General features: G+C 67.6%; 21 protein-coding genes and 1 pseudogene. 12 read left to right on the forward strand and 10 right to left on the reverse strand.

Going from position 1 to position 21492, the window contains the following annotated elements:
• Positions 1–428: hypothetical protein (locus ACYQ78_RS12300; protein WP_459800920.1), on the forward strand; the 428-nt coding region annotated here is incomplete at its 5' end.
• A gap of 601 nt (positions 429–1029) precedes the next feature.
• Here ACYQ78_RS12300 and ACYQ78_RS12305 read toward each other — a convergent pair.
• Together ACYQ78_RS12305 and ACYQ78_RS12310 are read right to left on the reverse strand one after the other, a co-directional pair.
• A complete protein-coding gene (locus ACYQ78_RS12305; RefSeq protein ID WP_459800921.1) occupies positions 1030–1194 on the reverse strand; it encodes a hypothetical protein in 165 nt (54 codons plus the stop codon).
• A gap of 661 nt (positions 1195–1855) precedes the next feature.
• Positions 1856–2464 carry a tyrosine-type recombinase/integrase gene (locus tag ACYQ78_RS12310; RefSeq protein WP_459800922.1) on the reverse strand — a complete coding sequence of 203 codons (609 nt, stop codon included), beginning with the start codon at positions 2462–2464 and terminating at the stop codon, positions 1856–1858.
• 297 nt (positions 2465–2761) lie between these two features.
• Here ACYQ78_RS12310 and ACYQ78_RS12315 point away from each other — a divergent pair, with 297 nt between their 5' ends.
• On the forward strand, positions 2762–3163 hold the full coding sequence (locus ACYQ78_RS12315) for a hypothetical protein (RefSeq protein WP_459800923.1): 402 nt from the start codon (positions 2762–2764) through the stop codon (positions 3161–3163).
• Between the two features lie 418 nt (positions 3164–3581).
• Here ACYQ78_RS12315 and ACYQ78_RS12320 read toward each other — a convergent pair whose 3' ends face one another.
• A complete protein-coding gene (locus ACYQ78_RS12320) occupies positions 3582–3938 on the reverse strand; it encodes a hypothetical protein (protein ID WP_459800924.1) in 357 nt (118 codons plus the stop codon).
• A 162-nt stretch (positions 3939–4100) separates the two neighbouring features.
• Positions 4101–5561 carry a DUF1996 domain-containing protein gene (locus tag ACYQ78_RS12325; RefSeq protein ID WP_459800925.1) on the reverse strand — a complete coding sequence of 487 codons (1461 nt, stop codon included), beginning with the start codon at positions 5559–5561 and terminating at the stop codon, positions 4101–4103.
• A 218-nt stretch (positions 5562–5779) separates the two neighbouring features.
• Between ACYQ78_RS12325 and ACYQ78_RS12330 the strand changes: the two genes are divergently transcribed.
• The 4 genes from ACYQ78_RS12330 to ACYQ78_RS12345 are packed head-to-tail and all read left to right on the forward strand — an operon-like array spanning position 5780 to position 10288.
• Positions 5780–6226, forward strand: coding sequence for a (2Fe-2S)-binding protein (locus tag ACYQ78_RS12330; RefSeq protein WP_459800926.1), 447 nt, complete (start codon positions 5780–5782; stop codon positions 6224–6226).
• Complete coding sequence (locus ACYQ78_RS12335; protein ID WP_459800927.1) at positions 6219–7199, forward strand: FAD binding domain-containing protein; 981 nt, start codon at positions 6219–6221, stop codon at positions 7197–7199. Before ACYQ78_RS12330 ends, ACYQ78_RS12335 begins: the two co-directional genes overlap by 8 nt.
• Positions 7196–9403 carry a xanthine dehydrogenase family protein molybdopterin-binding subunit gene (locus tag ACYQ78_RS12340; protein WP_459800928.1) on the forward strand — a complete coding sequence of 736 codons (2208 nt, stop codon included), beginning with the start codon at positions 7196–7198 and terminating at the stop codon, positions 9401–9403. The genes ACYQ78_RS12335 and ACYQ78_RS12340 overlap by 4 nt, the downstream gene beginning before the upstream one ends.
• 57 nt (positions 9404–9460) lie before the next feature.
• Positions 9461–10288 carry a hypothetical protein gene (locus ACYQ78_RS12345; RefSeq protein WP_459800929.1) on the forward strand — a complete coding sequence of 276 codons (828 nt, stop codon included), beginning with the start codon at positions 9461–9463 and terminating at the stop codon, positions 10286–10288.
• A 3-nt stretch (positions 10289–10291) separates the two neighbouring features.
• Here the strand turns inward: ACYQ78_RS12345 and ACYQ78_RS12350 are convergent, their stop codons facing one another.
• Positions 10292–11665: a serine/threonine-protein kinase gene (locus ACYQ78_RS12350; protein WP_459800930.1), complete on the reverse strand. Its 1374-nt coding sequence runs from the start codon at positions 11663–11665 to the stop codon at positions 10292–10294.
• Positions 11666–11720: 55 nt separating this feature from the next.
• Here ACYQ78_RS12350 and ACYQ78_RS12355 point away from each other — a divergent pair, with 55 nt between their 5' ends.
• Entirely contained in the window at positions 11721–12323 is a 603-nt protein-coding gene (locus tag ACYQ78_RS12355; RefSeq protein WP_459800931.1) for a TenA family protein, read from the forward strand.
• Positions 12324–12488: 165 nt separating this feature from the next.
• The gene (locus tag ACYQ78_RS12360) at positions 12489–13061 is read left to right on the forward strand and encodes a dihydrofolate reductase family protein (protein ID WP_459800932.1); all 573 of its coding nucleotides are present in this window, start codon (positions 12489–12491) and stop codon (positions 13059–13061) included.
• Here ACYQ78_RS12360 and ACYQ78_RS12365 read toward each other — a convergent pair.
• From ACYQ78_RS12365 to ACYQ78_RS12375, 3 genes are all read right to left on the reverse strand, one after another.
• Positions 13024–13869 (reverse strand): PhzF family phenazine biosynthesis protein, encoded by an 846-nt coding sequence (locus ACYQ78_RS12365; RefSeq protein ID WP_459800933.1) that lies wholly within the window; start codon positions 13867–13869, stop codon positions 13024–13026. The genes ACYQ78_RS12360 and ACYQ78_RS12365 overlap by 38 nt on opposite strands.
• 8 nt (positions 13870–13877) lie before the next feature.
• A complete protein-coding gene (locus ACYQ78_RS12370) occupies positions 13878–14327 on the reverse strand; it encodes a DUF3307 domain-containing protein (protein WP_459800934.1) in 450 nt (149 codons plus the stop codon).
• 85 nt (positions 14328–14412) lie between these two features.
• Positions 14413–15069, reverse strand: coding sequence for a Crp/Fnr family transcriptional regulator (locus ACYQ78_RS12375; RefSeq protein WP_459800935.1), 657 nt, complete (start codon positions 15067–15069; stop codon positions 14413–14415).
• A 101-nt stretch (positions 15070–15170) separates the two neighbouring features.
• Here ACYQ78_RS12375 and ACYQ78_RS12380 point away from each other — a divergent pair.
• Positions 15171–15829: pseudogene (locus ACYQ78_RS12380) on the forward strand (RNA-guided endonuclease InsQ/TnpB family protein); the annotation flags it as partial.
• 15 nt (positions 15830–15844) lie between these two features.
• On the opposite strand, the gene ACYQ78_RS12385 reads toward ACYQ78_RS12380, so the two are convergent.
• Positions 15845–16726 (reverse strand): LLM class flavin-dependent oxidoreductase, encoded by an 882-nt coding sequence (locus ACYQ78_RS12385; protein ID WP_459800936.1) that lies wholly within the window; start codon positions 16724–16726, stop codon positions 15845–15847.
• A 105-nt stretch (positions 16727–16831) separates the two neighbouring features.
• Between ACYQ78_RS12385 and ACYQ78_RS12390 the strand changes: the two genes are divergently transcribed.
• Positions 16832–17971: an MFS transporter gene (locus tag ACYQ78_RS12390; protein WP_459800937.1), complete on the forward strand. Its 1140-nt coding sequence runs from the start codon at positions 16832–16834 to the stop codon at positions 17969–17971.
• Between the two features lie 4 nt (positions 17972–17975).
• On the opposite strand, the gene ACYQ78_RS12395 is transcribed toward ACYQ78_RS12390, so the two are convergent.
• Positions 17976–19181, reverse strand: a complete 1206-nt coding sequence (locus ACYQ78_RS12395) for a hypothetical protein (protein WP_459800938.1) — start codon at positions 19179–19181, stop codon at positions 17976–17978.
• 124 nt (positions 19182–19305) lie between these two features.
• Between ACYQ78_RS12395 and ACYQ78_RS12400 the strand changes: the two genes are divergently transcribed.
• Both ACYQ78_RS12400 and ACYQ78_RS12405 read left to right on the forward strand, forming a co-directional pair.
• The gene (locus tag ACYQ78_RS12400) at positions 19306–20319 is read left to right on the forward strand and encodes an NAD(P)-binding domain-containing protein (RefSeq protein WP_459800939.1); all 1014 of its coding nucleotides are present in this window, start codon (positions 19306–19308) and stop codon (positions 20317–20319) included.
• Positions 20320–20458: 139 nt separating this feature from the next.
• Positions 20459–21412, forward strand: coding sequence for an ATP-binding cassette domain-containing protein (locus ACYQ78_RS12405; protein ID WP_459800940.1), 954 nt, complete (start codon positions 20459–20461; stop codon positions 21410–21412).
• The last annotated feature ends 80 nt before the right edge of the window (positions 21413–21492 follow it).

The following is a 21492-nucleotide window of genomic DNA, read 5'->3' on the forward strand; positions in this document are numbered from 1 at the left end:
TCGCCGCCCGCCTCGCCCCAGCCCTGGACCGGCTTGCCGAGAGCTTCATCGAAACTCCATCGCTCCAAAGTCCGGCGTTGCTCAGCTATCGGCGTGAGAACTTCTCTAGTGCAATACAGGGTGGTATCGATAGAACTGATTCAGACGGAGCAACTGTCGTATCGTCCGACAACGATAGACTCGCCGATCACGAAGCTCTCTTGAATCTACTCCGCCAATGGTGGAGCTCCATGGCTCCGGAACTACAGGCTTTAAGCCTAGCTTCTGGAACGTTCATCTTGGTATTCTGCATTCTTTTCACCTGGTCAGTCGAATATGCAGAACTCGAAAGGTTCAGTCAATTTACAGATGCCAGTCCATGGAATGTCTCGCTTCTAGTCGCGAGTTTCGTTTGGTGGATAGCAAAAAGCGGCGGCAACAAGAACTAAGCTTGCCTCAATCGTGACAAATTTTATTCGGGAACACAGAGAACGCCACACATTGCAAATGCGCATAATGCAGACCAAATAGGGAGTAGTCTGGACAAATCTACCAAGTTGCGGCCCCGAAGTGGGGCACGAATTGACTAGATGTTGCATCCCGCAGCAAAGACCGCCCGATGTAACGCAATCGCTATCGATACGGACTTTCTAAGCAACCAGCTAGCCATAGGCTTGAGGCATGTCGGCACACCCCCCTGTCGGTAGATACGTTGGCGCAAGTGTGCGCTGGTATCAATTCGGGAAGAAGACTCTAGAAAAAAGACGATGGTTAAAGCATCTCCGCTGGCAGGCCGTGTCGCGTGCACTTAGCGAAGACGACACCATCGTCTCAGAGAAAGTCGGGCAGGCGGCCACTGCTTTCTGTGATGCACTTGACATCACCGAGCTTCCCATCGACCAAGACCGTTCTGGTCTATTCCGCAAGATAGGCCGCTGGAGTAGAGAAAAGATTACATGGGGCATTCGATTCCCCGATTATCGGAGTCGACTCAGCCTCACCTTCGATGACCGACTGCGAGCCTGGATCAAAGAAGCTGCTGAAACCCCTTCAGGCCGGAAAGCGCTCGATTTCGCTCACTACCATCTCGATGAAGTAGATCGCGCTGCGCGATTCGCCGATGCGGTCCTCAACGAAGCGCATGGTGTGCTTATCGAAGCGCGTGAAGGCGAAGCGCCCGGTGCACCCCGCTGGGAAATGGCTGCCGAGATCCATCGATACGTTCCCGATAGCGAAATTCGTCGGCGACACCAGCGGTGGAGAAGCTCGGCAAGAGCTCTCAGTGCAGGTGGAACGGCGGCTGTAACCACTCAGGTCTTCACAGAGAATTTCGGGAAATCAATAACCCTCGGTGTTGCCCTCACAGCGTTGGCTGCAATAGTCGAGCTGACCATATCCTCACGGACGCTTACTGGCCCACAAATCGCGGTCCGCGAGCAGGTGAGAGCTTGGCTAGAGGAGGCACTAGTGGCACGCCTGTGGGCCAACTTGCGATGGATGGGTGATTGGGGCAAGCAAGTAGAGGAAACAGGGCGTCCGCTCCCTATAAGCGACTTCATCATGGCCATGGCTAGAAATTTGGTAACGATCGAGCCATTGGACGAAGACGCTAAAGTTTTCCGCGATATAGACCGCCTTAGAGAGCACGCGCTATCTGTCTCGGATCCCGAGCTACATGCTTTCCTGATCCATTTGGAGACAGCCCTACGGCACAAGCCAGATACCCTTCCGCATGCTTTCAGAGCACTGATTACCTCAGTGAGAGAGAGAAACATGGTCACGGATGGAGAGGCCTCTCTCATGCCCCGGTCTGTCGTCATGCGGGGCCAAGCGTCTGATTGACGATGCCGATCTTGGGAGGAGACAGAACACGGGGCTACGGGAGCCACTCTTGGGAGCCACCGTGTTGTGGCAGCCTCAGACTCCCCCAGACCTCCCCAGGGTTCTCTTCCAGGTCAGAGCCACCTGATCGACTCCCGTCGACATCCTCAGACAGCCTGGTCTTCCTTCGGGACGAAGAGGCCGTGGGTTCGAATCCCGCCACCCCGACGGTGGTCAGGGGCCACTCGCAGATGATCGCGAGTGGCCCCTGATGCGTTGTACAGCCATAAAGTACAGCTACTAGGTTTCTCAGGCCGCGCTGCCTAACCCGCCTTAGGGCCTCCGTGTGGACCTCCATGGTCACGCTGATCTGGCTGTGGCGAAGGATTCGCATGGTGACGCGGGGATGCACGTCGAGCGCGGCCAGCAATGTGGCGCATGTCCCGCGTGTTCCGTGAACGGTGATCCTGCGAACGTCCGCCTCGGAGATCCGACGGTCGAACCGACGGTTGAAATTCCGAGGTTCAACCGGACCGCCATACCGGGTGGTGAATACGAGATTGCTTTTCTGCCACTCGTCAGGGCGCCTGCGACCTTCCTGTTCCTGCAGCTCTTTCCTCAGCTTAAAGGCTGCAAGGCAGATTTTGGCGACCCTCTGCGGCACTCGGCTTCATCTTTCGGGTTTACGAGGTCGCGAGATTCGAAGCCCTGTGGCCATGTTCTTTGAAATCACTTCGCCTGCAACTTGCCGGTCTGCCGCCACCTGGCCCGAGCCCTAAAGCCGGCCTGCAGGCGGGCGACCCCCTCCCTGTTCAAGCCGCTTTTCCTTGTTGCATGGCGAAAAGCGGCTTGAGCAGTTTGGGGGTGTGGGACCCCCACGTGTGCCAGGCTCTGCGCGAGGTCGAAAACGGACACGCGAAAGGGAAGATCGTCATTACCGCGTGAGCCTATAGTGGGATGTATGCCGTTATGGGGAAGACGTCTGCTGGTCGCCCTGGCGATCTACGCCGCAGCGATCGGATGTTACTTCTGGTCTCCGTACGGTGATTTCTTCGACAACGGAGTGTTGATCGTGCTGGCGCCACTCGTGCTCGGCATGATCCTCGGCGCCGCCGCGCGACTGCCGAACTGGTGGCCCGTCGGGTGGGCGGCGTTCCCAGCCGGCGCCTTCCTGCTGTTCGGCCTGTGGGGCTGGCTGGACATCCTCGGCATCGGGTTACTCCCGGCGCCCATCATGATCGCCGTTCCAGCGGTCGGCTACGCGATCTTGTCGTGGCTCGCCTCACCCGGTTTCGCCTGGCCGAAAGTCGGCGCGGGCGTGCTCGCCCTCGCCACGATCGTGCCGGTCTTCCTGAACGCCTAACCGAAGATCAGCGTGGTCAGCGCCGCCGCCGCAGCAAGCTCGGCGTAGGACCCAGCCGTTCGCGCAGCACCTCCGGGTCGGGCTCAGCTCCTCGGTCACCCCGCACGCGGGTCGAGCTCTCAGAAGCGCCGCCTGTCGATAGCCCGTCGAGCAGGGGTCTAGGAACGTCAAGGGTGCGACGTCTAGTTCGAGACGAAGAGGTCGTGGGTTCGAATCCCGCCACCCCGACGGTGAAGTGGCAGGAAAAGGGTCCGATCCGCTTGGCGGGTCGGACCCTTTTCTGTTCCTGAGGAGCGCCGCGGCCTGGTCGGCGCCGCCGACGGAGAAGGGCCCGCCCCCACCCGGGGATCGGGCCCTCCTCTCGTCCGAGAGCGCTACCTACCGGGTCGGTGATCCTTCACCCGGACGGGGTTCGATCTCAGGTGTTCTTCCAGCCGGAGGTCTTGCCGCCGCGCCAGACGGCCTCGATCGCGACGATGGTCGTGCCCGAGGGGGCGTAGCCGATGCCGCAGCCGTCCGCGCTGCCGTTGCTGTCGGCGATGTCGCGGATCTGGCCGTTGGAGAGCCTCATGCGGCCGTAGACGCCCACGTTGTCGGGCAGCATGTCGCAGGCGTAGAACACCGTGTGGGTGGAGTTGACCGAGGCCGATCCCGCCTTGATGTTCCGGTTGTCGTAGACGGTCGCGACCTGCACGTGGGCGGATGCCGGCGCGGCGAGGGTCAGCATGCCGACGGCGCCGACGATGACGGCCAGGGCCGAGGTTGCCTTCTTCAACGAGGTCTCCCTTGTGGTGGGGTGCCGGTGTTTCGGCTGAACCTGCCGTCGAGACCTACATTCTTTTTATATCCGTACTTTATGTAACCGAATGTCTTATTCGGTGACACGAAAAACGGGCGGTGCGGCCAGATGGCCGCGCCGCCCGTCAGGGTCTTTCGGTTACTTCTTCCAGCCCGGCGTGACGCCGCACTTGGCCTTCTGGTTGATGCAGACCTTCACCATGGCGTTCAGGTTGGCCGGGACCCAGGCGTTCATGAAGTCGCCGTGGATCGACGACGCCATGCCCGACGACAGCGCGAGGCCGTCACCGCCGAGCGAGTCGTAGCCGAGCATGAACGACAGGTTCGGGACCGCGACCGGGTAGTCGCCGGTGCAGGTGCCGTTCTTGGCCGGGCCCATGTGGGACTTGTGGTCGGGCGAGTCGATGTGCTTGCCGTCCCAGCAGTCCTGGTAGGTCAGCTGGTAGATCAGGTTGCCGCCGGGGGCGCAGACGGGCCAGTTGCCGTCGGCGCTGCGGCCGGTCTCGGCGCTGCCGGCGCACCAGAACTGGCCGGAGGCACCCTTGGGGGTCGCGACCTGGCGCTTGGCGTCACCCTGGACGACGCGCAGGCCCGGCGGGAAGGGGCGGACCTCGGACGGGTCCTTCAGGCGGGAGCCGTAGTAGACGCGGAAGTTCTTCATCTTGACCGGGACGCCGTTCTTCAGGAGGGTCGGCGCCCAGTAGGCGCTGTTGTCTCCGGGGGCGTCACAGGTAGTGTCGCTCTTGAGCAGGTCCGCGGTCGTGGTGTTGGCGTTGACCTTGGGGCCGAAGAACGTGTGCATGTGGGAGGCGCCGGTCAGGCCGGGCAGGACGATCGGGTCGTCCTTGGCCTCGTTGGCGACGGTGCAGTTGGTGTGGAACTCGGGCACGCGGACGATGTTCGCGGGGACCGTCTCGAACGGGACCTTGTTGTAGTCCGCGAGGACCTTCTGCCACGCGGCCTGGTCGACCGGGACCCAGCCGGCGGCCGGCGGGGTCGGGTTGGTGCCGCCGCCACCGCCGTTGGTCGGGGTGGGGGTCGGCTTCGGGGTCGTGGTGGGGGTCGGGTCCGGGTCGGGGTTGGTCGTGCCGCCGCCGGTGCCGAAGACCTGGAACTCCCACAGGGAGACGCCGTACTGGCTGTTGCGCTTGGTGGCGTACAGACGGACGAAGCGGCCGGTGGCCGAGACGTTGATGGTCTGGACGCCGCCCTTGCCGGCCGTGGTGGTGTGCACGGTCGTCCAGGGGCCGCTCGCGGAGGCGGCGGTCTGGATCTGGAAGGCGGTGGCGTAGGCCCGCTCCCAGTTGATCACGATCTGTTTGATGGCGGTGGACTTGCCGAGGTCGACCGCGAGCCACTGCGGGTCGCTGAACTTGCTGGACCAACGGGTGGCGGTCTTGCCGTCGAAGGCGGCGGCGGGAGCCAGATCACCGCGCTCAGAGGAGGAGGCGGTGGCGGTGCGGCCCTGCGAAAGGGGCACCTCTGCCGCGGAGGCGACGCTCACCAGGGAGGTGCTCATGAGGCCGGCGAGGACACCGGCCAGCGCCAGGCGGCGGACCTGACGTCCGGCTCGGATGCCGCGCGAGGCGGTAGTGCTCATGGTGAATGGGGTCCTTGTCCTGTTGAGGAGGGCGGCGCTCTGACGCGCCGACACATAGGAGACCCGCAGGTCACCGGGGGATAACGGAAACTTCCAAGAAACTTGGAGGCATTTGCCGGGTAGAGGTCAGATCTCGCCCATGGGGTCGTTGATCCTCGTCCGTACCGGCTTGAAACCGCCCCCACCCGCACGGTTAGCGTCGCTACAAAGGGGGACTCATGACCACGCTGATCGTCAACGGCATGGAACATCCGCTGGACCTGGCTGACCCCCGGGTCACTCTCCTCGACGCCCTCCGCGACAAACTCGGGCTCACCGGCACCAAGAAGGGCTGCGACCAGGGGGCCTGCGGCGCCTGCACGGTGATCGCCGACGGGCGGCGCATCCTGTCGTGCCTCACGCTGGCGGCGCAGTGCGACGGGCGGGAGATCACCACGATCGAGGGGCTGGAGTCCCATCCGATGCAGGACGCGTTCATGCGGCACGACGCCTTCCAGTGCGGCTACTGCACCTCGGGGCAGATCATGTCGGCCGTGGCCCTGCTGGGGGAGAACCGGGCCGGGTCGGACGACGACATCCGCGAGTTCATGAGCGGCAACCTGTGCCGGTGCGGGGCCTACTCCAACATCCTCGCGGCGGTCCGGGAGGTGGCCCGTCATGCATGAGTTCCGGTACGAACGGCCCGACACGGTCGCCGAGGCCATCAGGGCGGTGGCCGCCGATCCGGACGCCGACTTCCTCGCCGGGGGCACGACCGAGGTCGACCTGATGAAGGACGGGGTGTTCCATCCCGACGTGCTGGTCGACATCACCCGGCTGCCGCTGCGGGGGGTGCGCAGGAACGGCACGATGCTCCAGGTGGGGGCGCTGACCACCATGGAGGAGCTGGCCGCCGACCCGACCCTGGCCGAACGGGCGCCGTTCGTCAGGGAGGCGCTGCTCCTGGGCGCGTCCACCCAGATCCGCAACATGGCGACCATCGGCGGGAACCTGCTCCAGCGCACCCGCTGCCGCTACTTCCGCGACCCGGCGGTGCCCGCCTGTAACAAGCGGCGGCCGGGGACCGGCTGCGAGGCGGTGAACAGCAACGCGCGGATGCACGCGATCCTCGGGGCGAGCCCGGCCTGCATCGCGCTGCACGCCTCCGACCTGGCCGTGGCGCTGGTGGCGCTCGACGCTGTGGTGCATCTCCAGAGTGAGGACGGCGAGCGGACCGTACCGCTGACGCAGTTCTACCTGATGCCCGGGGACACGCCGAACCGGGAGAACGTGCTGCGGCACGGCGAGCTGATCACCGCGATCGACCTGCCGTTGCCGCCGGAAGGGGTCAGGTCGACCTATCTGAAGGTCCGGGATCGGGCCTCGTACGAGTTCGCGCTCACCTCCGCCGCCGTCGCGCTGACCATGGACGGGCCCGTGATCACGGAGGCCCGGGTCGCGATGGGCGGAGTCGGGACCATCCCGTGGCGCGGGTTCGAGGCCGAAGAGGTGCTGCGGAACGCCCCCGCCACCCTCGACACGTTCCGGAGCGCGGCCGAGGGAACGATCCACGACACGTTCGTCGTGCCCGGCACCGCGTTCAAGGTCGAACTGGCCAAACGAACCCTCATCCGCGCCCTCACGGAGGTGACCTCGTGACGACGATCCAGCAGCCGCGCATACTCGGGCCCGGCGTCAACCGGGTTGACGGCCCCCTGAAGGTCACCGGCCAGGCCAGGTATCCCAACGACTTCAGCCTCCCCGGCATGGCCTACGCCGCCGTCGCGCGCTCGACCGTCCCGGCCGGGCGGATCACGTTCATGGACACCGTCGCCGCCGAGAAGTCGCCCGGGGTGCTGGCGGTGCTCACCCACGAGAACGCCGACCACCTGGCGCCGGCGCCGGCCACGTTCGTCAAGAACCCGTCGGCGCCGCTGCAGGACGACGTGATCCGCTACTACGGCCAGTACATCGCCGTCGTGGTCGCCGACACGCAGCAGAACGCCACCGCCGCCGCCCGGCTGATCGAGGTCGAGTACGACCGCGGCGAGGCCCTCCTCGACCCGCACGACCCGAGGGCCGAGCGCATCAAGGACCCGTGGGGTGAGGACACCGCCTGGGGCGACGTCAGGACGGCGCTCAAGCGCGCGCCGGTGATGATCGACCAGACGTACACGACCTCGGACAACACCAACAACCCGCTGGGCCTGTTCACCACCCTCGCGGCCTGGGACGGCGACACGCTCACCCTGCACGACTCCAACCAGTGGCCGAACGGGATCCAGATGGTGGTGGCCGCGATGTTCGGGGTCCCGCAGGACGCCGTGCGGGTGCTGACGCCGTTCGTCGGCGGCGGGTTCGGCGCCGGGCTGCGCTGCTGGTCGCACATCCCGCTCGCGGTGATGGCGGCCCGGCACGTCGGCCGCCCGGTGAAGCTGGAGCTGACCCGGCCGGAGATGTTCACCGGCCTCGGCCACCGCACCAGCAGCGTCAACTGGGTCAGGCTCGGCGCCACACGTGACGGCAGGCTGACCGCGATCGAGCACGAGAGCCTCACCACGCTCCCGATGGACGGCGACGAGTACGAACCCTGCTCGTCGGTCTCCACCTGGTCGTACGCCAGCCCCAACGTGACCACCCGCGACCAGCAGGTGCGCCTCAACATCCCGTGGACGAACTTCATGCGCGCCCCCGGCGACGCCCAGGGCAACTTCGCGCTGGAGTCGGCCATCGACGAGCTGGCCTGGGAGGTCGGGCTCGACCCGCTGGAGATACGGCTGCTGAACTACGCCGAGGTCGACCCGAAGACCGGGCGGCCGTGGTCGAGCAACGCGCTGCGCCAGTGCCTGGAGGTCGGCGCGCGAAGGTTCGGCTGGTCGCAGCGGAACCCGGAGATCGGCTCGATGCGCGACGGGCACGAGCTGATCGGCTACGGCTGCGCCGGGGTCAGCTTCTTCTGGTACCAGCAGCCGTGCTCGGCCCGGGTGATCGTCAAGGGCGACGGCTCGGCCTATGTGCGCAGCGCGGTGACCGACATCGGGACCGGGACGTACACGATCATGGCCCAGCTCGCCGCCGAGCGGCTCGGCCTGGACCTCGACCAGGTCGAGATGCAGCTCGGCGACTCCCAGATGCCGACCGGCACCGCCGCGGGCGGGTCGGGCCTGACCGCCGCGCTCGGCAGCGCCGTGTTCGACGCGTGCGGGCGGCTCATCCAGAAGTTCGTCGACCTGGCCAAGACCGACCCGTTCTCGCCGCTGGCCGACGTGCCGTTCGAGCACGTCGAGGTCTCCGAGGGACGCCTCTACCGCCGCGGCGAGCCCACGCGCGGGGAGTCGCTGGCGCGCATCCTGGCCGTCCACGGGCTCGACGAACTGGCGGCCGAGGGCAACTCCACCCCGAACTCACCCGAGGAGCTCGGGATGACCCCGGCCGGAGCCCGGGGCGCCCGGTTCGTGGAGGTACGGGTCGACGAGGACCTCGGCCGGATCAGGCTGGCCCGGATCGTGACGGTCAACGACGGCGGCCGGATCCTGAACGAGAAGCTGGCCCACAGCCAGATCCTCGGCGGGACGGTCGGCGGCATCGGCATGGCCCTGTTCGAGGACACCGTGACCGACATGGACACCGGGCGGATCGCCAACGCGACGTTCGGCGACTACCTGATCCCGGTGAACGCCGACGTCCCGGACGTCCACATCGAGTTCGTCGGGGAACCCGACGCCTTCAACCCGATCGGCGTGAAGGGGATCGGCGAGATCGGCCTGGTCGGCGTGGCACCCGCCATCGCCAACGCGATCTTCCACGCGACCGGGAAGCGGATCAGGTCACTGCCGATCACCATGGACGAGCTGATGGATTAACCGCGAGGAGAGCGGCCGGAAAGCCGACTGCAAGCCGGATTGAGCACCATTGGTCCCATGAAGGCCGCTCTCCCCCTCGCCGTCGTCTTTCTAGCACTCACCACCGGCTGCGCCGCCCTCTCCGGCGGGCAGTCGACCACGGGCACCACCAACGAGGCGACCAGCGTCGCCTCCCAGGAACCCGAAGCCCAGGAACCCGAAGCCCAGGAACCCGCCGCCGAACCCTCCCCCACCTCCGCGGAAGAGGGCACGGATACCGAAGGTCAGCCCGGCGTCGTCGCCGACGGCGCCGAGATCTCCGCCGAACTCACCCGCGCCGGGCAGCGCGACGTCTACCCCCTCGACCTGGGCGACGCCCGCGAGTTCTACGTGACCGACATGTCCGGCGACGGCATCGAGTTCCAGGTCGTCTCCGAGGTCGACGGCGAACCGGTCAGCCCCTCGGGCTTCGCCCTCCAGTGGGGCTCCACCGTCGTCAAGCTCACCAAAGCCGGAGAACACCATCTCGAGGTGTACGGCCAGACCAACGTCGTCGGCCCCTACAGCTTCCGCGTGGCGACGGTGAAGGTCCGCGACATCCCCACCACGATCGGCCTCTCCATCAACGGCCAGCTCGACGTCCCCGGCCGCATCGACCGCTACGAGTTCGACTCCGACGGCGCCAAGGCCATCAAGCTCATCGGCGGCAACGGCGCCTGCGAGGCCATCGAACTGGAACTCGTCGACGCCGCGGAGAAGAGCATCGCGACCCCGCGCCAGCCGATCCCGCTGTGCGGCTACGAGGCGGACATCCCCCTCGCGAACGGCGACGGCGCCTACGCGCTGGTGGTCAGGTCGGGCACGGCCAAGACCGGTGGGTACACGTTCCAGCTCGTGCGGGCCTGACCCTCACGACTTACTGAAGGAACCCTCGAAGATGGCGGAGCCGCCACCCTCCTGACCTTCGAAGTTCAGCGTGGCCGGTTTGACGAACGTGAGGGTGATGTCACCGCCCACGCACTGGTCACGCTGGACGATGTGCATCTCCAGGATCTCGCCGTTCTGGCGGGTCCTGGTGAGCTCGACGTCCTGCTCGCAGTCCTCGCGCCGCCAGGTGCCCTTCTGGGCGCCGCTTTCGAGGGTGATCGTGACGGCGGTGGGGGCGGACCGGCCGTCGACCTTGAAGATCTCGTCCCGGACGACCTTGCCGTTCCAGGTCCCCGCGAACAGTTCGGGAATGCCTTCGCCTTGCGCGGCGGTGGTCTCGGCCGGGCCCTCCGTGCCGCCGGAATCGGCCGTCGGGTCTGGCGCGGCATCCGATCCGGCGGTCGGGCCGGTCTGGGCGTCGGTGCCGGGGGTGCCGATGTTGGCGTACAGGATTCCGGCGGTCACGAGGGCGGCGAGGCCGACCCCGACGGCGACCAGCCGTGAACCGACCCGCCGCCGGGGCTCCGGCGGCACGTTCATCGGGGTGGTCAGGGCCGGAGTGCCTGTTCCGACCAGCATGATCATGAGTTGCTGGGCCGTCGGGCGCTGCGCCGGGTCTTTGGCCAGGCAGCGGGCGAGCGTCTCGCGCAGCGGCATCGGCACCCCGTCGAGCCGGGGCGGCGCGCCGAGGATGCGGCCGAAGACGGCCGCCACGGTGTCGTTGCCGAAGGGCGGCTCGCCGGTCGCGGCGTAGACCATGGTCGCCGCCCACGAGAACACGTCGGCCGCCGGCGACCCGTGCACGCCACCGAGCTGCTCGGGCGCCATGTAGGGCGGAGTGCCGGAAATGGAGGTCGGCATCGTGCTCGCGTCGGCGAGCGCGGCGATGCCGAAGTCGACGACGCGCGGCCCGTCGGGCCCGAGCAGGATGTTGGCCGGCTTGAAGTCGCGGTGCACCACCCCGGCGCTGTGGATCGCCGCCAGCGCGGCGGCGGTGTTCACCGCCAGCCGGTCGAGATCACCGCCACGCAGGGGCCCCAGGTCGCGCAGCCGGTCGTAGAGCGACGGGCCGTCGATGAACTCGCTGACCACGAAAGGGGCGGGCCGGTCGAGCTCGGCGTGGAGCACCCGGGCGGTGCAGAAGGGCGCCACCCGCTGCGCGGACTCCAGCTCACGCGCGAGCCGCCGCCGGGTGGCCGGATCGGCCCCGCCGCGCAGCACTTTCACGGCGACGCGGTCACCTTCCGGCGAACGGGCTTCGTAGACGATGCCCTGGCCGCCCTCTCCCAGCCTCCGAACGAGTTCGAAGGCTCCGAGTGCGGGTGGATCTCCCGGCTCCAGTGGGCCAGCGGGCATGCCCATACCTTAAGCCCCTGCGGGAAACGTCGGAGGAGGCGGGTAGAAAGGGGGCGTGTCGCTTTCCGGTGAACTTCACAGTCTCGGCCGTCCCCTCGTGGAGCGGCAGCTCGCCCATCCGACCGTCCGGGGCATCGCCGACGGCAGCCTGCCCGAGGAGACCTTCCGCGCCTGGCTCGAACAGGACTACCTGTTCCTCCTCGACTACGTGCGGGTCTTCTCCCGGCTGGCCTGGCAGGCGCCCGACGCGCATCTGGGCGACCTCGTCGACCTCGCCTATTCGACCTTCCACGACGAGCTCTCCCTGCACCGGTCGATGTCGGCCCGCTACGGCGCCGATCTCAACACGGCCACCAAGGGCAAGGCGTGCGCGGCCTACACCGAGTTCCTGCTCGACAGCGCCGCCCATTACGGCGAGGGACTGGCGGCGCTCTATCCGTGCATGTGGGGCTATTCGACCCTCGGCCAGGCCCTGGCCGAGAAGGCGGCACCGCGATATCGGGCGTGGGTCGAGACCTATGCCGATCCGGGTTTCCAGGCCCTCACCGAACGCATCGCGTCGATGATCGACGAAGCAGACGTCCATCCGGGCCGCGCCCGCGAGTTGTTCCTCCGCGGAATGGAACACGAAATCGCCTTCTGGGACGTCACCAATTAACCGGGCGGTGAGTCCCGCCGACGCCCGTCATGGCCCCGCCGACCAGGGCCATGACAGTGCCGATCCGAGGATGTCCGCCGTCGCATCAGATCTTCGTCAGAAGATTCTGGCTGATTGAGCGGCACGTCCACGCCGATCATTGACATGATCGTACACTTTTCACTTATGGCGACGATCACAATTGTGGATCATTTGACGCTCGACGGCGTCATGCAGGCACCCGGCGGCAAGGACGAGGATATTCGGGGCGGGTTCTCGTTCGGCGGATGGGCGATGAGCCGCAATGACGAGGTCGGCGCGCGGATTCTCGGACAGGGCATGACCTCGGGCAACGGCATGCTTTTCGGCCGGTGGACCTATGAGCTTTTCGCCGGCTACTGGCCTCTCCAGACCGACGACAACCCGTTCACTCCCGTATTGAACGCGGCCACGAAATACGTTCTCTCACGCACGCTCGAAGAACCGCTGCCCTGGGAGAATTCCGTTCTCCTGCGCGATGTCGAGGAACTCCGGGGCATCGACGCGAACCTGACCGTGCTCGGTTCCGGCGAGATGACGCGGTCGCTGCTCGAACACGATCTGGTCGACGAATATCTGCTGATGATCCATCCGGTCGTGCTGGGCACCGGCACGAAGCTGTTCGGTCAGACCGCAACCGAGCTGGAGCTGGTCGAGGTCACGCCGACCACGACCGGGGTGCTCATGGCGCGCTATCGAACCGTACGGCCCGGCCGCTGACCCTGATCCTCAGGTCGTCGGGCAGGGGCGCGGCGGTCAGCAGGCTCGGGCGGCCCATGTCGGCGCCCTGGTGGATGGTGACGACGTCGTCCTCCTTGATGAGGGCGAGGTCGCGCAGGTAGCCGGTGAAGGCGGCGGCCGCCGCGCCCGTGGCGGGGTCTTCGACCACTCCCCCGGGCGGGAACGGGTTGCGGGCGTGGAAGACGAGGGGCGACTCGGCCCAGAAGACGTTCACGGTGATCCAGTCGCGGGCCGCCATCAGGGCGCCGAGGGCCTCGAAGTCGTAGTCGAGGCGGGCCAGCGACTCTCGTGAGGCCAGGCCCAGGATCAGGTGGTTCATGCCGGCGTTGGCGACGTGCACCGGGAAGGCGGGGTCGAGGTCGCCGGGGGCGTAGCCCAAGGCGGCGAGAGCGGCGGCGACGTCCAAAGGGTCGGCCGGGCGGGTGCTGGCGGGCGGCGAGGTGAGGGTGGCGGTGACCGGGCCGCCGTTCGGTTCGGCGACCACGTCGACGTCGACCGGACCGGCCTTGGTCGTGAGGTGGAGCGTGCCCGAACCGGTGAGTTCGCCGAGCGCGACCGAGGTCGCGATGGTGGCGTGGCCGCAGAAGGCGACCTCGGCCAGCGGGCTGAAGTAGCGGATCGTGTAGCGGGAGCCGCCCTCGGGGAACAGGAACGCGGTCTCCGAATAGCCCAGGTCGGCGGCGACGGCGAGCATCTCGGCGTCGGTGTGGCCGGTGGCGTCGAGCACGACCCCGGCCGGGTTGCCGCCCGCCGGGTCGGTGGTGAAGGCCGCGTACCTGAGGATCATGACTTCCCCTAGACGATGATCAGTGCGGAGACGAACAGCCAGGCCAGATGCCAGGTCTGGTCTAGAACATACGCCCCCGTCCCGATGGAGGGGTTGTCGTCATGGCCCGGACGCGGGATCCCCAGCGAGCTGAACTTGGCCCGGCCGGTCTTCGCGGCCAGCCACTGGATCGGCCAGCGGCGGTCGGCGATCCAGTGGGTGACGCCGGTGACGGCCAGGCCGATCGCGACGTCGGAGGGGGCGAACACCGCGCCGAGCTGCCAGACCAGCACCATCAGACCGGCGAACGCCAGCACGACGTGGGTCAGAACGTGCCACGTGTTGGCCATCCGCCCGGCCCAGCCGGGCTGGATCTTGGTGCAGGCCTGGTGGTCGGTCTGGATCCAGTGATCCACGATCATGTGGGTCGTGTAGAGCGTGACATAGACGGCGGCGAACTCCGCCAGGCGGTCGCTCATGTCCACTTCCGTCCTTCCCGCACCATTCCTTCAACATGATCGACAGTAAGGCGGACCGCCGGGAAGTTCTGTGAACCAGTACTCACTACGACTGACGTGCGCGGCTCCGCAATCCGTCCATGTCATGTATAAGTACGCGCCGGCGGCCCGTCTCGATCAGACCTCGATCACGGAATCCGCGCAGCGCCTTGTTCACGGCCTCCCGGGAGGAGCCCACCCAGCTCGCCAGTTCGTCCTGCGAGAGGGGGAGCACCAGGCTCACCCCGCCCGACACCGGCTCGCCGTAGCGGTCGGCCAGCTCCACCAGCCGGTTGGCGACCCGGACGGCGGTGTCGAGCCCGCCGTATTCGACCCGCTTGCGGTCGGCGTCGCGCAGCCGCTCGGTGACGGTCCGCATGAGCAGCACGGCGACCCGGCCGTTCTCCCGCAGGAACCCGGCGAAGTCGTGGATGGCCAGCCCCTCGACCGGCTCGACCGCCGTCACGGTCGCCGACCGGGGCAGCCCGTCGATGGAGGCCATCTCTCCGACCACGGCCCCGGGCCCGCGTACGGCCAGCACGACCTCGGTGCCCGCCTCGGTCGAGGCCGAGATCTTCACCTTCCCCGACAGGACCAGGAGCACCCAGGTCGACGGGTCGCCCTCGGTGAAGACGATCTCCCCACGCGCCCACATGCGCTGGCGGCCACGGGTCCGCAGGTCGATCTGCTCTTCCGGCGTCAGGTTCCCGAACAGTTCGGTCATCGAAACTCCCAGCGTGGATACCCCCGCCTGAAAGCGGATCTTGGCGTCACAGGATCGAACATGCGTACGATTTCACTTGATCGCGGGTTGGATTGCCGGGTGTGGCACAGACCGTGAAGCGGTCCTACAAGTACCGCTTCCATCCGACCGCCGGGCAGGCAGAAGAGCTGTCCCGGACGTTCGGTTGCGTGCGTTCGGTCTACAACAAGGCCCTGGAGGAACGAACTCGGCTCTACAAAGCGGAAGGCCGGAAGCTCTCCTACGCGCAGTCTTCGGCCTCGCTGACGAAATGGAAACGCTACGAGGAGCTGCATTTCCTCAACGAGGTGTCGTGTGTGCCCTTGCAGCAGACCTTGCGGCACCTGCATGCGGGTCTTGCGAGCTTCTTCGCCAAACGCGCCGGATATCCGGTTTTCAAGTCGCGCAAGAAGTTGGAACTGCGCTCGATGCTGGCGTACAAGACCGCCTGGTACGGGCGGGAGCTCCTGGTGATCGATCGCTGGTTTCCCTCCAGCAAACGGTGCTCGACCTGTGGGTCCGTCGCCGAATCGATGACGCTGAGCGTCCGTGACCGGGTGTGCGCCTGTGGTGCCGCTCACGACCGGGACATCAACGCGGCCAAGAACATCCTCGCGGCCGGGCTGGTCGAGAGGTGAAACGCCTGCGGAGCCGGTGTGAGACCCCAAGGAGACTCCTCTCTGACGGGCGACCGGCCGTGAACCAGGAAACCCTGCGGGCGACCGTGGGGAGTCTCTCTCTGACGGAGAGATCGATGTCAAGGCGCCCCTCTCAGCTCGGGCAGCACGTCCGCCGCCACCGCGTCGAGGACGGATTCGTCCCCGGCCCAGATCCCAGTCTCGCGTGGCCAGGGCGCCGCCATGTCGGTGTAACCAAGTTCGGCAGACCTTCCTACAAAATCGCGATAACACTCGACACTCGACAACGAATAGACAGGGGCCGAGTCCGACTGGAGGAAGCGGCGTACCCCGTCGGGTGAACGACCCAGGTCGGCGAGCGCGTCGTCGAAGCGGCGCGAGGCCTCGGCGACCGCGTCCCACCACTCGCCCATGGTCTGTTTGCCGCGCCCGCCCAGGGTGACCCAGCCGTCGCCGAAGCGGGCGGCAAGGGCCATCGCCTTCGGGCCGTCGGCGGCCACCAGGAACGGCAGGCGCGGGCGCTGCACGCACCCCGGCGCGTTGCGCGCCTCGACGGCCTCGTAGTAGTCACCCGACCACGACACCCGGCCCTCGCGCAGCAGCAGGTCGAGGAGTTCGACGAACTCGGCGTAGCGGGCGTGCTGGCTGGCCGGGTTCCAGCCCATGACGTGGGAGTCGTAGTCGCCCCGGCTGCCTGCGCCGATGCCGAGGGTGAAGCGGCCCTGCGAGAGGTCGTCGAGGGCGGTCAGGTCGCGGGCGAACGGGACCGGGAGGCGGAAGTTCGGGGAGGCGACCAGCATGCCGATCTCGATGTGCGAGGTCACCATCGCGGCGGCGGTGAGGGTCGGCACCGAGCCGAACCAGGGGCCGTCGACGAGGGTGCGCCAGCCCAGGTGGTCGAAGGTCCAGGCGTGGTGGAAGCCGTAGGCCTCGGCGGCGCGCCAGCGGCGTTCGAGTTCGGGGCGGCGGTGTTCAGGCAGGATCGTGATTCCGGCTCGCATGTAAACATCCTGACATGCGGGCCAATTCCCTACATTTCCGATCGGCCTTTTAGTCTGATCGGGTTTTCCGTGCCCTCCCTCCCTGACCGATCGAGAGGACACCCTTTGGCCCAGAACCTGACCAGGGCCCGATTAGGAACGACGCTGGCCTTCGTGCTGTGCGGGATCATGTCCGGCACGCTGACGGTCCGCGTCCCGGCCATGACCGACACCATCGGCCTGACCAAGTCGCAGCTCGGCATCGTCCTGCTCTCGTGGGCGGTCGGCGGGCTGCTGGCCATGCAGGGTTCCCGGCCCCTGCTCCGGCGGCTGGGCAGTGCCCGGTCGCTCGTCCTGTCGATGCCGCTCAGCGCCCTCACCCTCGTCGGGGTGGCGCTGGCGCCTACGTACACCACCTTGATCCTGGCGGCGGCCGCGTTCGGCATGGCCGTCGGGCTCTTCGACATCTCCATGAACGCCCAGGGCGCGCTGGCCGAGAACGCCTCGGGCCGGTCGCTGATGAGCGGGTTCCACGCCGGATGGTCGATCGGGGCCATCGCGGCGGGCGCCATCGGGATCGGCGCGATCCGGCTGGAGCTGTCGTTCCGCGACCATCTGATCGTGGTCGCGCTGGCCAGCCTGCCGGTGGCGGCGGCGCTGGCACGGTCGTACCTGCCCGATCCCGCCGCAGACGACGGCGACGCGGCGGTACGGCGGCGGCTGCCCCCGGTGGTCTACCTGCTCGGCGTGGTGGTCTTCGCGGCCTTCATGATCGAGGGCATGGTGGGCGACTGGAACGGTCTCTACCTGCGCGACGTGCTCGGCGCCCCCGAGTCGCTGGCCGCCCTCGGCTATCCGCTGTTCGCCGGCGGCATGCTGGCCGCCCGGCTGGCCGGTGACCGGCTGCGCAGACGCTACGGCGCCGCCGCGTGCCTGCGCTTCGGCGGGCTCGTGGTGGCGCTGTCGTTCGCCGTGATGATCGCGACCCCGCTGGTGGCGGTGGGGCTGGCCGCGCTGCTGGTCGCCGGGGTGGCGATGGCCACCGTGATCCCGTTCGCGCTGTCGCTGGCGGGCGGCGCCGACCCGGCGCAGTCGGGGCCGGCCATCGCGCAGACGGCCGCCATCGGCTACGCCGGGCTGCTCCTCGGACCAGTCCTGATCGGGTTCCTCGCCGACGCGACGTCGCTTCGGCTGGCACTCTCAGCAGGACTGGTCCTCGGAGCGGTGATCTGGCTCTCGACCCGTTATCTACCGGCCGACTCCTGACCTACTAGGAGTGCGACAGGCAGGTGGACGAGACGGTGATCACGGTGGGCAGGAGCCCGGTGTTCACGAACTGCATCTGCCACTGCACACCGCTCGCGACGCTGCGGGTGGGCGAGATCGGAATGCCCTGGCTGAGGAGCGGAACGCTCCACGAGCCGCCGATCAGGGTGCTGCCGAGCGGGCAGCTGCCACCGCTGGCCTGGCCGTTCAGCAGCGGCAGCAGCGTCAGCGGCTCACCCGCGACGTGCAGCACACCCTGGATGGTGGTGCCTGCGGGGCCCTGAGGTCCGGCCGGACCGACGGGACCGGCAGGACCGGCCGGGCCGGAGAGGCCGGCGGCACCCGGAGCACCGGCGGGGCCGGTCGCACCAGCGGGACCGACAGGACCGGCGGGGCCGGCAGGGCCCTCAGGACCCATGGGACCCACGGGACCGCGCGGGCCGGGGATGCCGTGGTGCTTCTTGTGGTACCAGCCGGCGTCCTTCTTGCTGTTCCAGTCCTCGACGCCGGGCTCCTCGTCCTCGAGGCCCTCTTCGCCCTCGTCTTCGAGGCCCTCGTCCTCAAGGCCCTCTTCGCCCTCGCCCTTGCAGTGGTCGGACGAGACCGTGGCGATGCGCTGGCCCGACCCGAAGTCGGCGTCCATGACCTCGGCGCCTTCGGCGGGCTGCATGCCCTCGGCCCACTCCATGCCCTGTGCGGCGTCCGCGTTGTCCAGGCGAGGAGCGGTCTCGGCGCCCTCAAGCGCCTCGAAACCGGTCATCGCCGGCTCCAGCGGCTCCAGCGGAAGCTGGTGGTGGCCGTGGTGACCGTGGTGGTCGTGGTGGTGCTTGCGCACCTTGTGGTGGATCACGTGGTGGTTGTGGTGCTTGACGCACTTCTCGTGAATGAAGTGCTTGTGGTGCTTGTGGTGGTGGTGCCGGTGGTGGAAGTGGCGCTTGTGGTGGTGGTGGCGGTGAAGCCAGTGGCGAGTGTTGTCAATGTGGTGGCGGTGGTGAATGTGGTGCCACTGCACCCTCACCAGCGGCCGCTTCTGGCGGTGGTGGTGCCGCCACTTGACCCACTTGGCCTTGCGGATCTTCTTCTTGATGGGCTTGTCCCAGTGACCGACAATGCCGGTTTCGGAGATCGGGGCGGCCGCCTGCGCAGGAAGCGCGGCCCCCCAGAAGCCCAGCCCCATGATTAGGGCGATCACGTACGTCCCGAACCTCATGTCCTGATCATGCAATAAGGGGTTGGATCTCCTTTCGCAGCACACACAAAACGATGGGAAAGCTCGTCCCGCAAATGCCCGCTAATTCGGGAAGTTCCACGGGGTTTACTTGGTTGTGAGTGTCGTGATCGATGTCGACGTTGCGGTGATCGGGGCGGGCCAGGCCGGGCTGTCGGCCTCATACTTCCTGCGCCGGTTCGGGTTGTCGCAGGTCATCCTCGATGCGGAGGAATCCCCTGGGGGCGCCTGGCGGCACCGGTCGCCGACGCTGACCATGGACAGGGTGCACGGCATCTTCGACCTGCCGGGGATGCCCCGGCCCGAAGTCGACCCGGCGAGGGCGGCGGCGGACGCCGTACCCGAATATTTCGCCCTTTATGAAAAGACAATGGGCCTGGACGTTATTCGCCCGCACAAAGTGGGGAATGTCAGGCCGGGTTTCGTGGTGGACGATGAATGGCGCGCCCGCGCAATCATCAACGCCTCCGGCACGTGGACCCGCCCCCACTGGCCCTTCTATCCCGGCCGCTTCGACGGCCGCCAGGTGCACTACGCCTCCTACCGAGGCCCCGCCGAGTTCGCGGGCCTGAACGTCGTGGTCGTCGGCGGCGGCCACTCGGCCATGCAGGTGCTCTCGGAGGTCGGCCCGGTGGCGCGGTCGACCGTCTGGACGACCCGCCGCGAACCCGACTTCCGCCCCGAGGGCTTCGACGGCCGCGCGGTCGTGGCCTTGGTCGACGAGAGGGTCAGAGCGGGCCTGCCACCCCAGAGCGTGGTCAGCGTGACGGGCCTGACCTACACCCCCGTCGTGCGAGAGGCCCTGGAAACCGGCGCCCTCACGAGGCACCCCATGTTCACCCACCTGGCCCCCGGCGGCGTGGCCTGGGGCGACGAGGTCTCCCCCGCCGACGTCATCATCTGGGCCACCGGCTTCCGCGCCGACCTCCGCCACCTGGCCCCACTGAAACTCCGCGAACCCGGCGGCGGCATCCGCATGGACGGCACCCGCGTGGTCGCCAACCCCCTGGTCCACCTGGTCGGCTACGGCCCCTCGGCCAGCACCGTCGGCGCGAACCGAGCAGGCAGAGAAGCAGCCCGCGATCTGGCCCGACGACTGAAGGAGAAGAGCGCGGCCTGAGCCTCCGGCGGCGTTCTTGCCCGCGAGAGCTGCGGAAATGTCTTTCTGCTGAGAGCGGGCTGAGGCGCTGCTGAGGGCCCGCTGAGGCTGACAGGTCGCTGTGCGGCGGATGACAGCGGCGGGCCTCACTCTTGGAGGCATGAGTTACGCATTCGAGGCACATGGCCTCGTGAAACGCTACGGGAAGACGACCGCGCTGGCCGGGCTCGACCTGTCGGCCCGGCAGGGCACCGTGCTCGGGGTGCTCGGGCCGAACGGCGCCGGGAAGACCACCGCCGTCCGGATCCTGGCGACGCTGCTGCGGCCCGACGAGGGCCGGGCCTTCGTGAGCGGGCTCGACGTCGTCAAGGACGCCGCCAAGGTCCGCCGCCAGATCGGGCTGACCGGGCAGTACGCCTCCGTCGACGAAGACCTGACCGGCATGCAGAACCTGGTCCTCATCGGCAAGCTGCTCGACCTGCGCAAGAGCGAGGCCCAGGCCAGGGCCACCGAGCTGCTGAGTGAGTTCGGGCTTGCCGAAGCGGGAGCACGGCAAGCCAAGACCTACTCGGGCGGCATGCGCCGGCGCCTCGACCTGGCCGCGAGCCTGGTCGGACGGCCCGACGTCATCTTCCTCGACGAACCCACGACGGGCCTCGACCCGTCGAAGCGCGACGACGTGTGGAACATCGTGCGCGGCCTGGTGTCCGACGGGGTCACGGTGCTGCTGACGACGCAGTATCTGGAGGAGGCCGACGCGCTGGCCGACGAGATCACCGTCATCGACCACGGCCGGTCGATCGCCCACGGCACCCCGGCGGAGCTCAAGCAGATCGTCGGAGGCCAGACCATCGTCGCCCGCCCGGCCGACCCGGCCCGCCTCGCCGAGGCCGAGGCGATCCTGATGGCCGTGTCGGGCCGCCCGGCCGAGTCTCCGAGCCGTGGCGTGGTCACCGTGCCCGTCGACGGCGACACCCAGTTCACCGAGGTGGTGGCGCGGCTGGCCCAGGCCGGCATCGCCGTCACCGAGCTCTCCCTGCGTCTGCCCAGCCTGGACGAGGTGTTCTTCACCCTCACCGGCGAGCGCGCCACCGACGATTCCGCCGCGGCCTGAGAAGAGATCCCCCATGACCACGACCGTCATTCCCCCGTACAGAAGACGACCCCGGCTCCCACCCGGCCGCAGCCACGCCC

The sequence above is a fragment of the Herbidospora sp. RD11066 genome, from assembly GCF_054661255.1.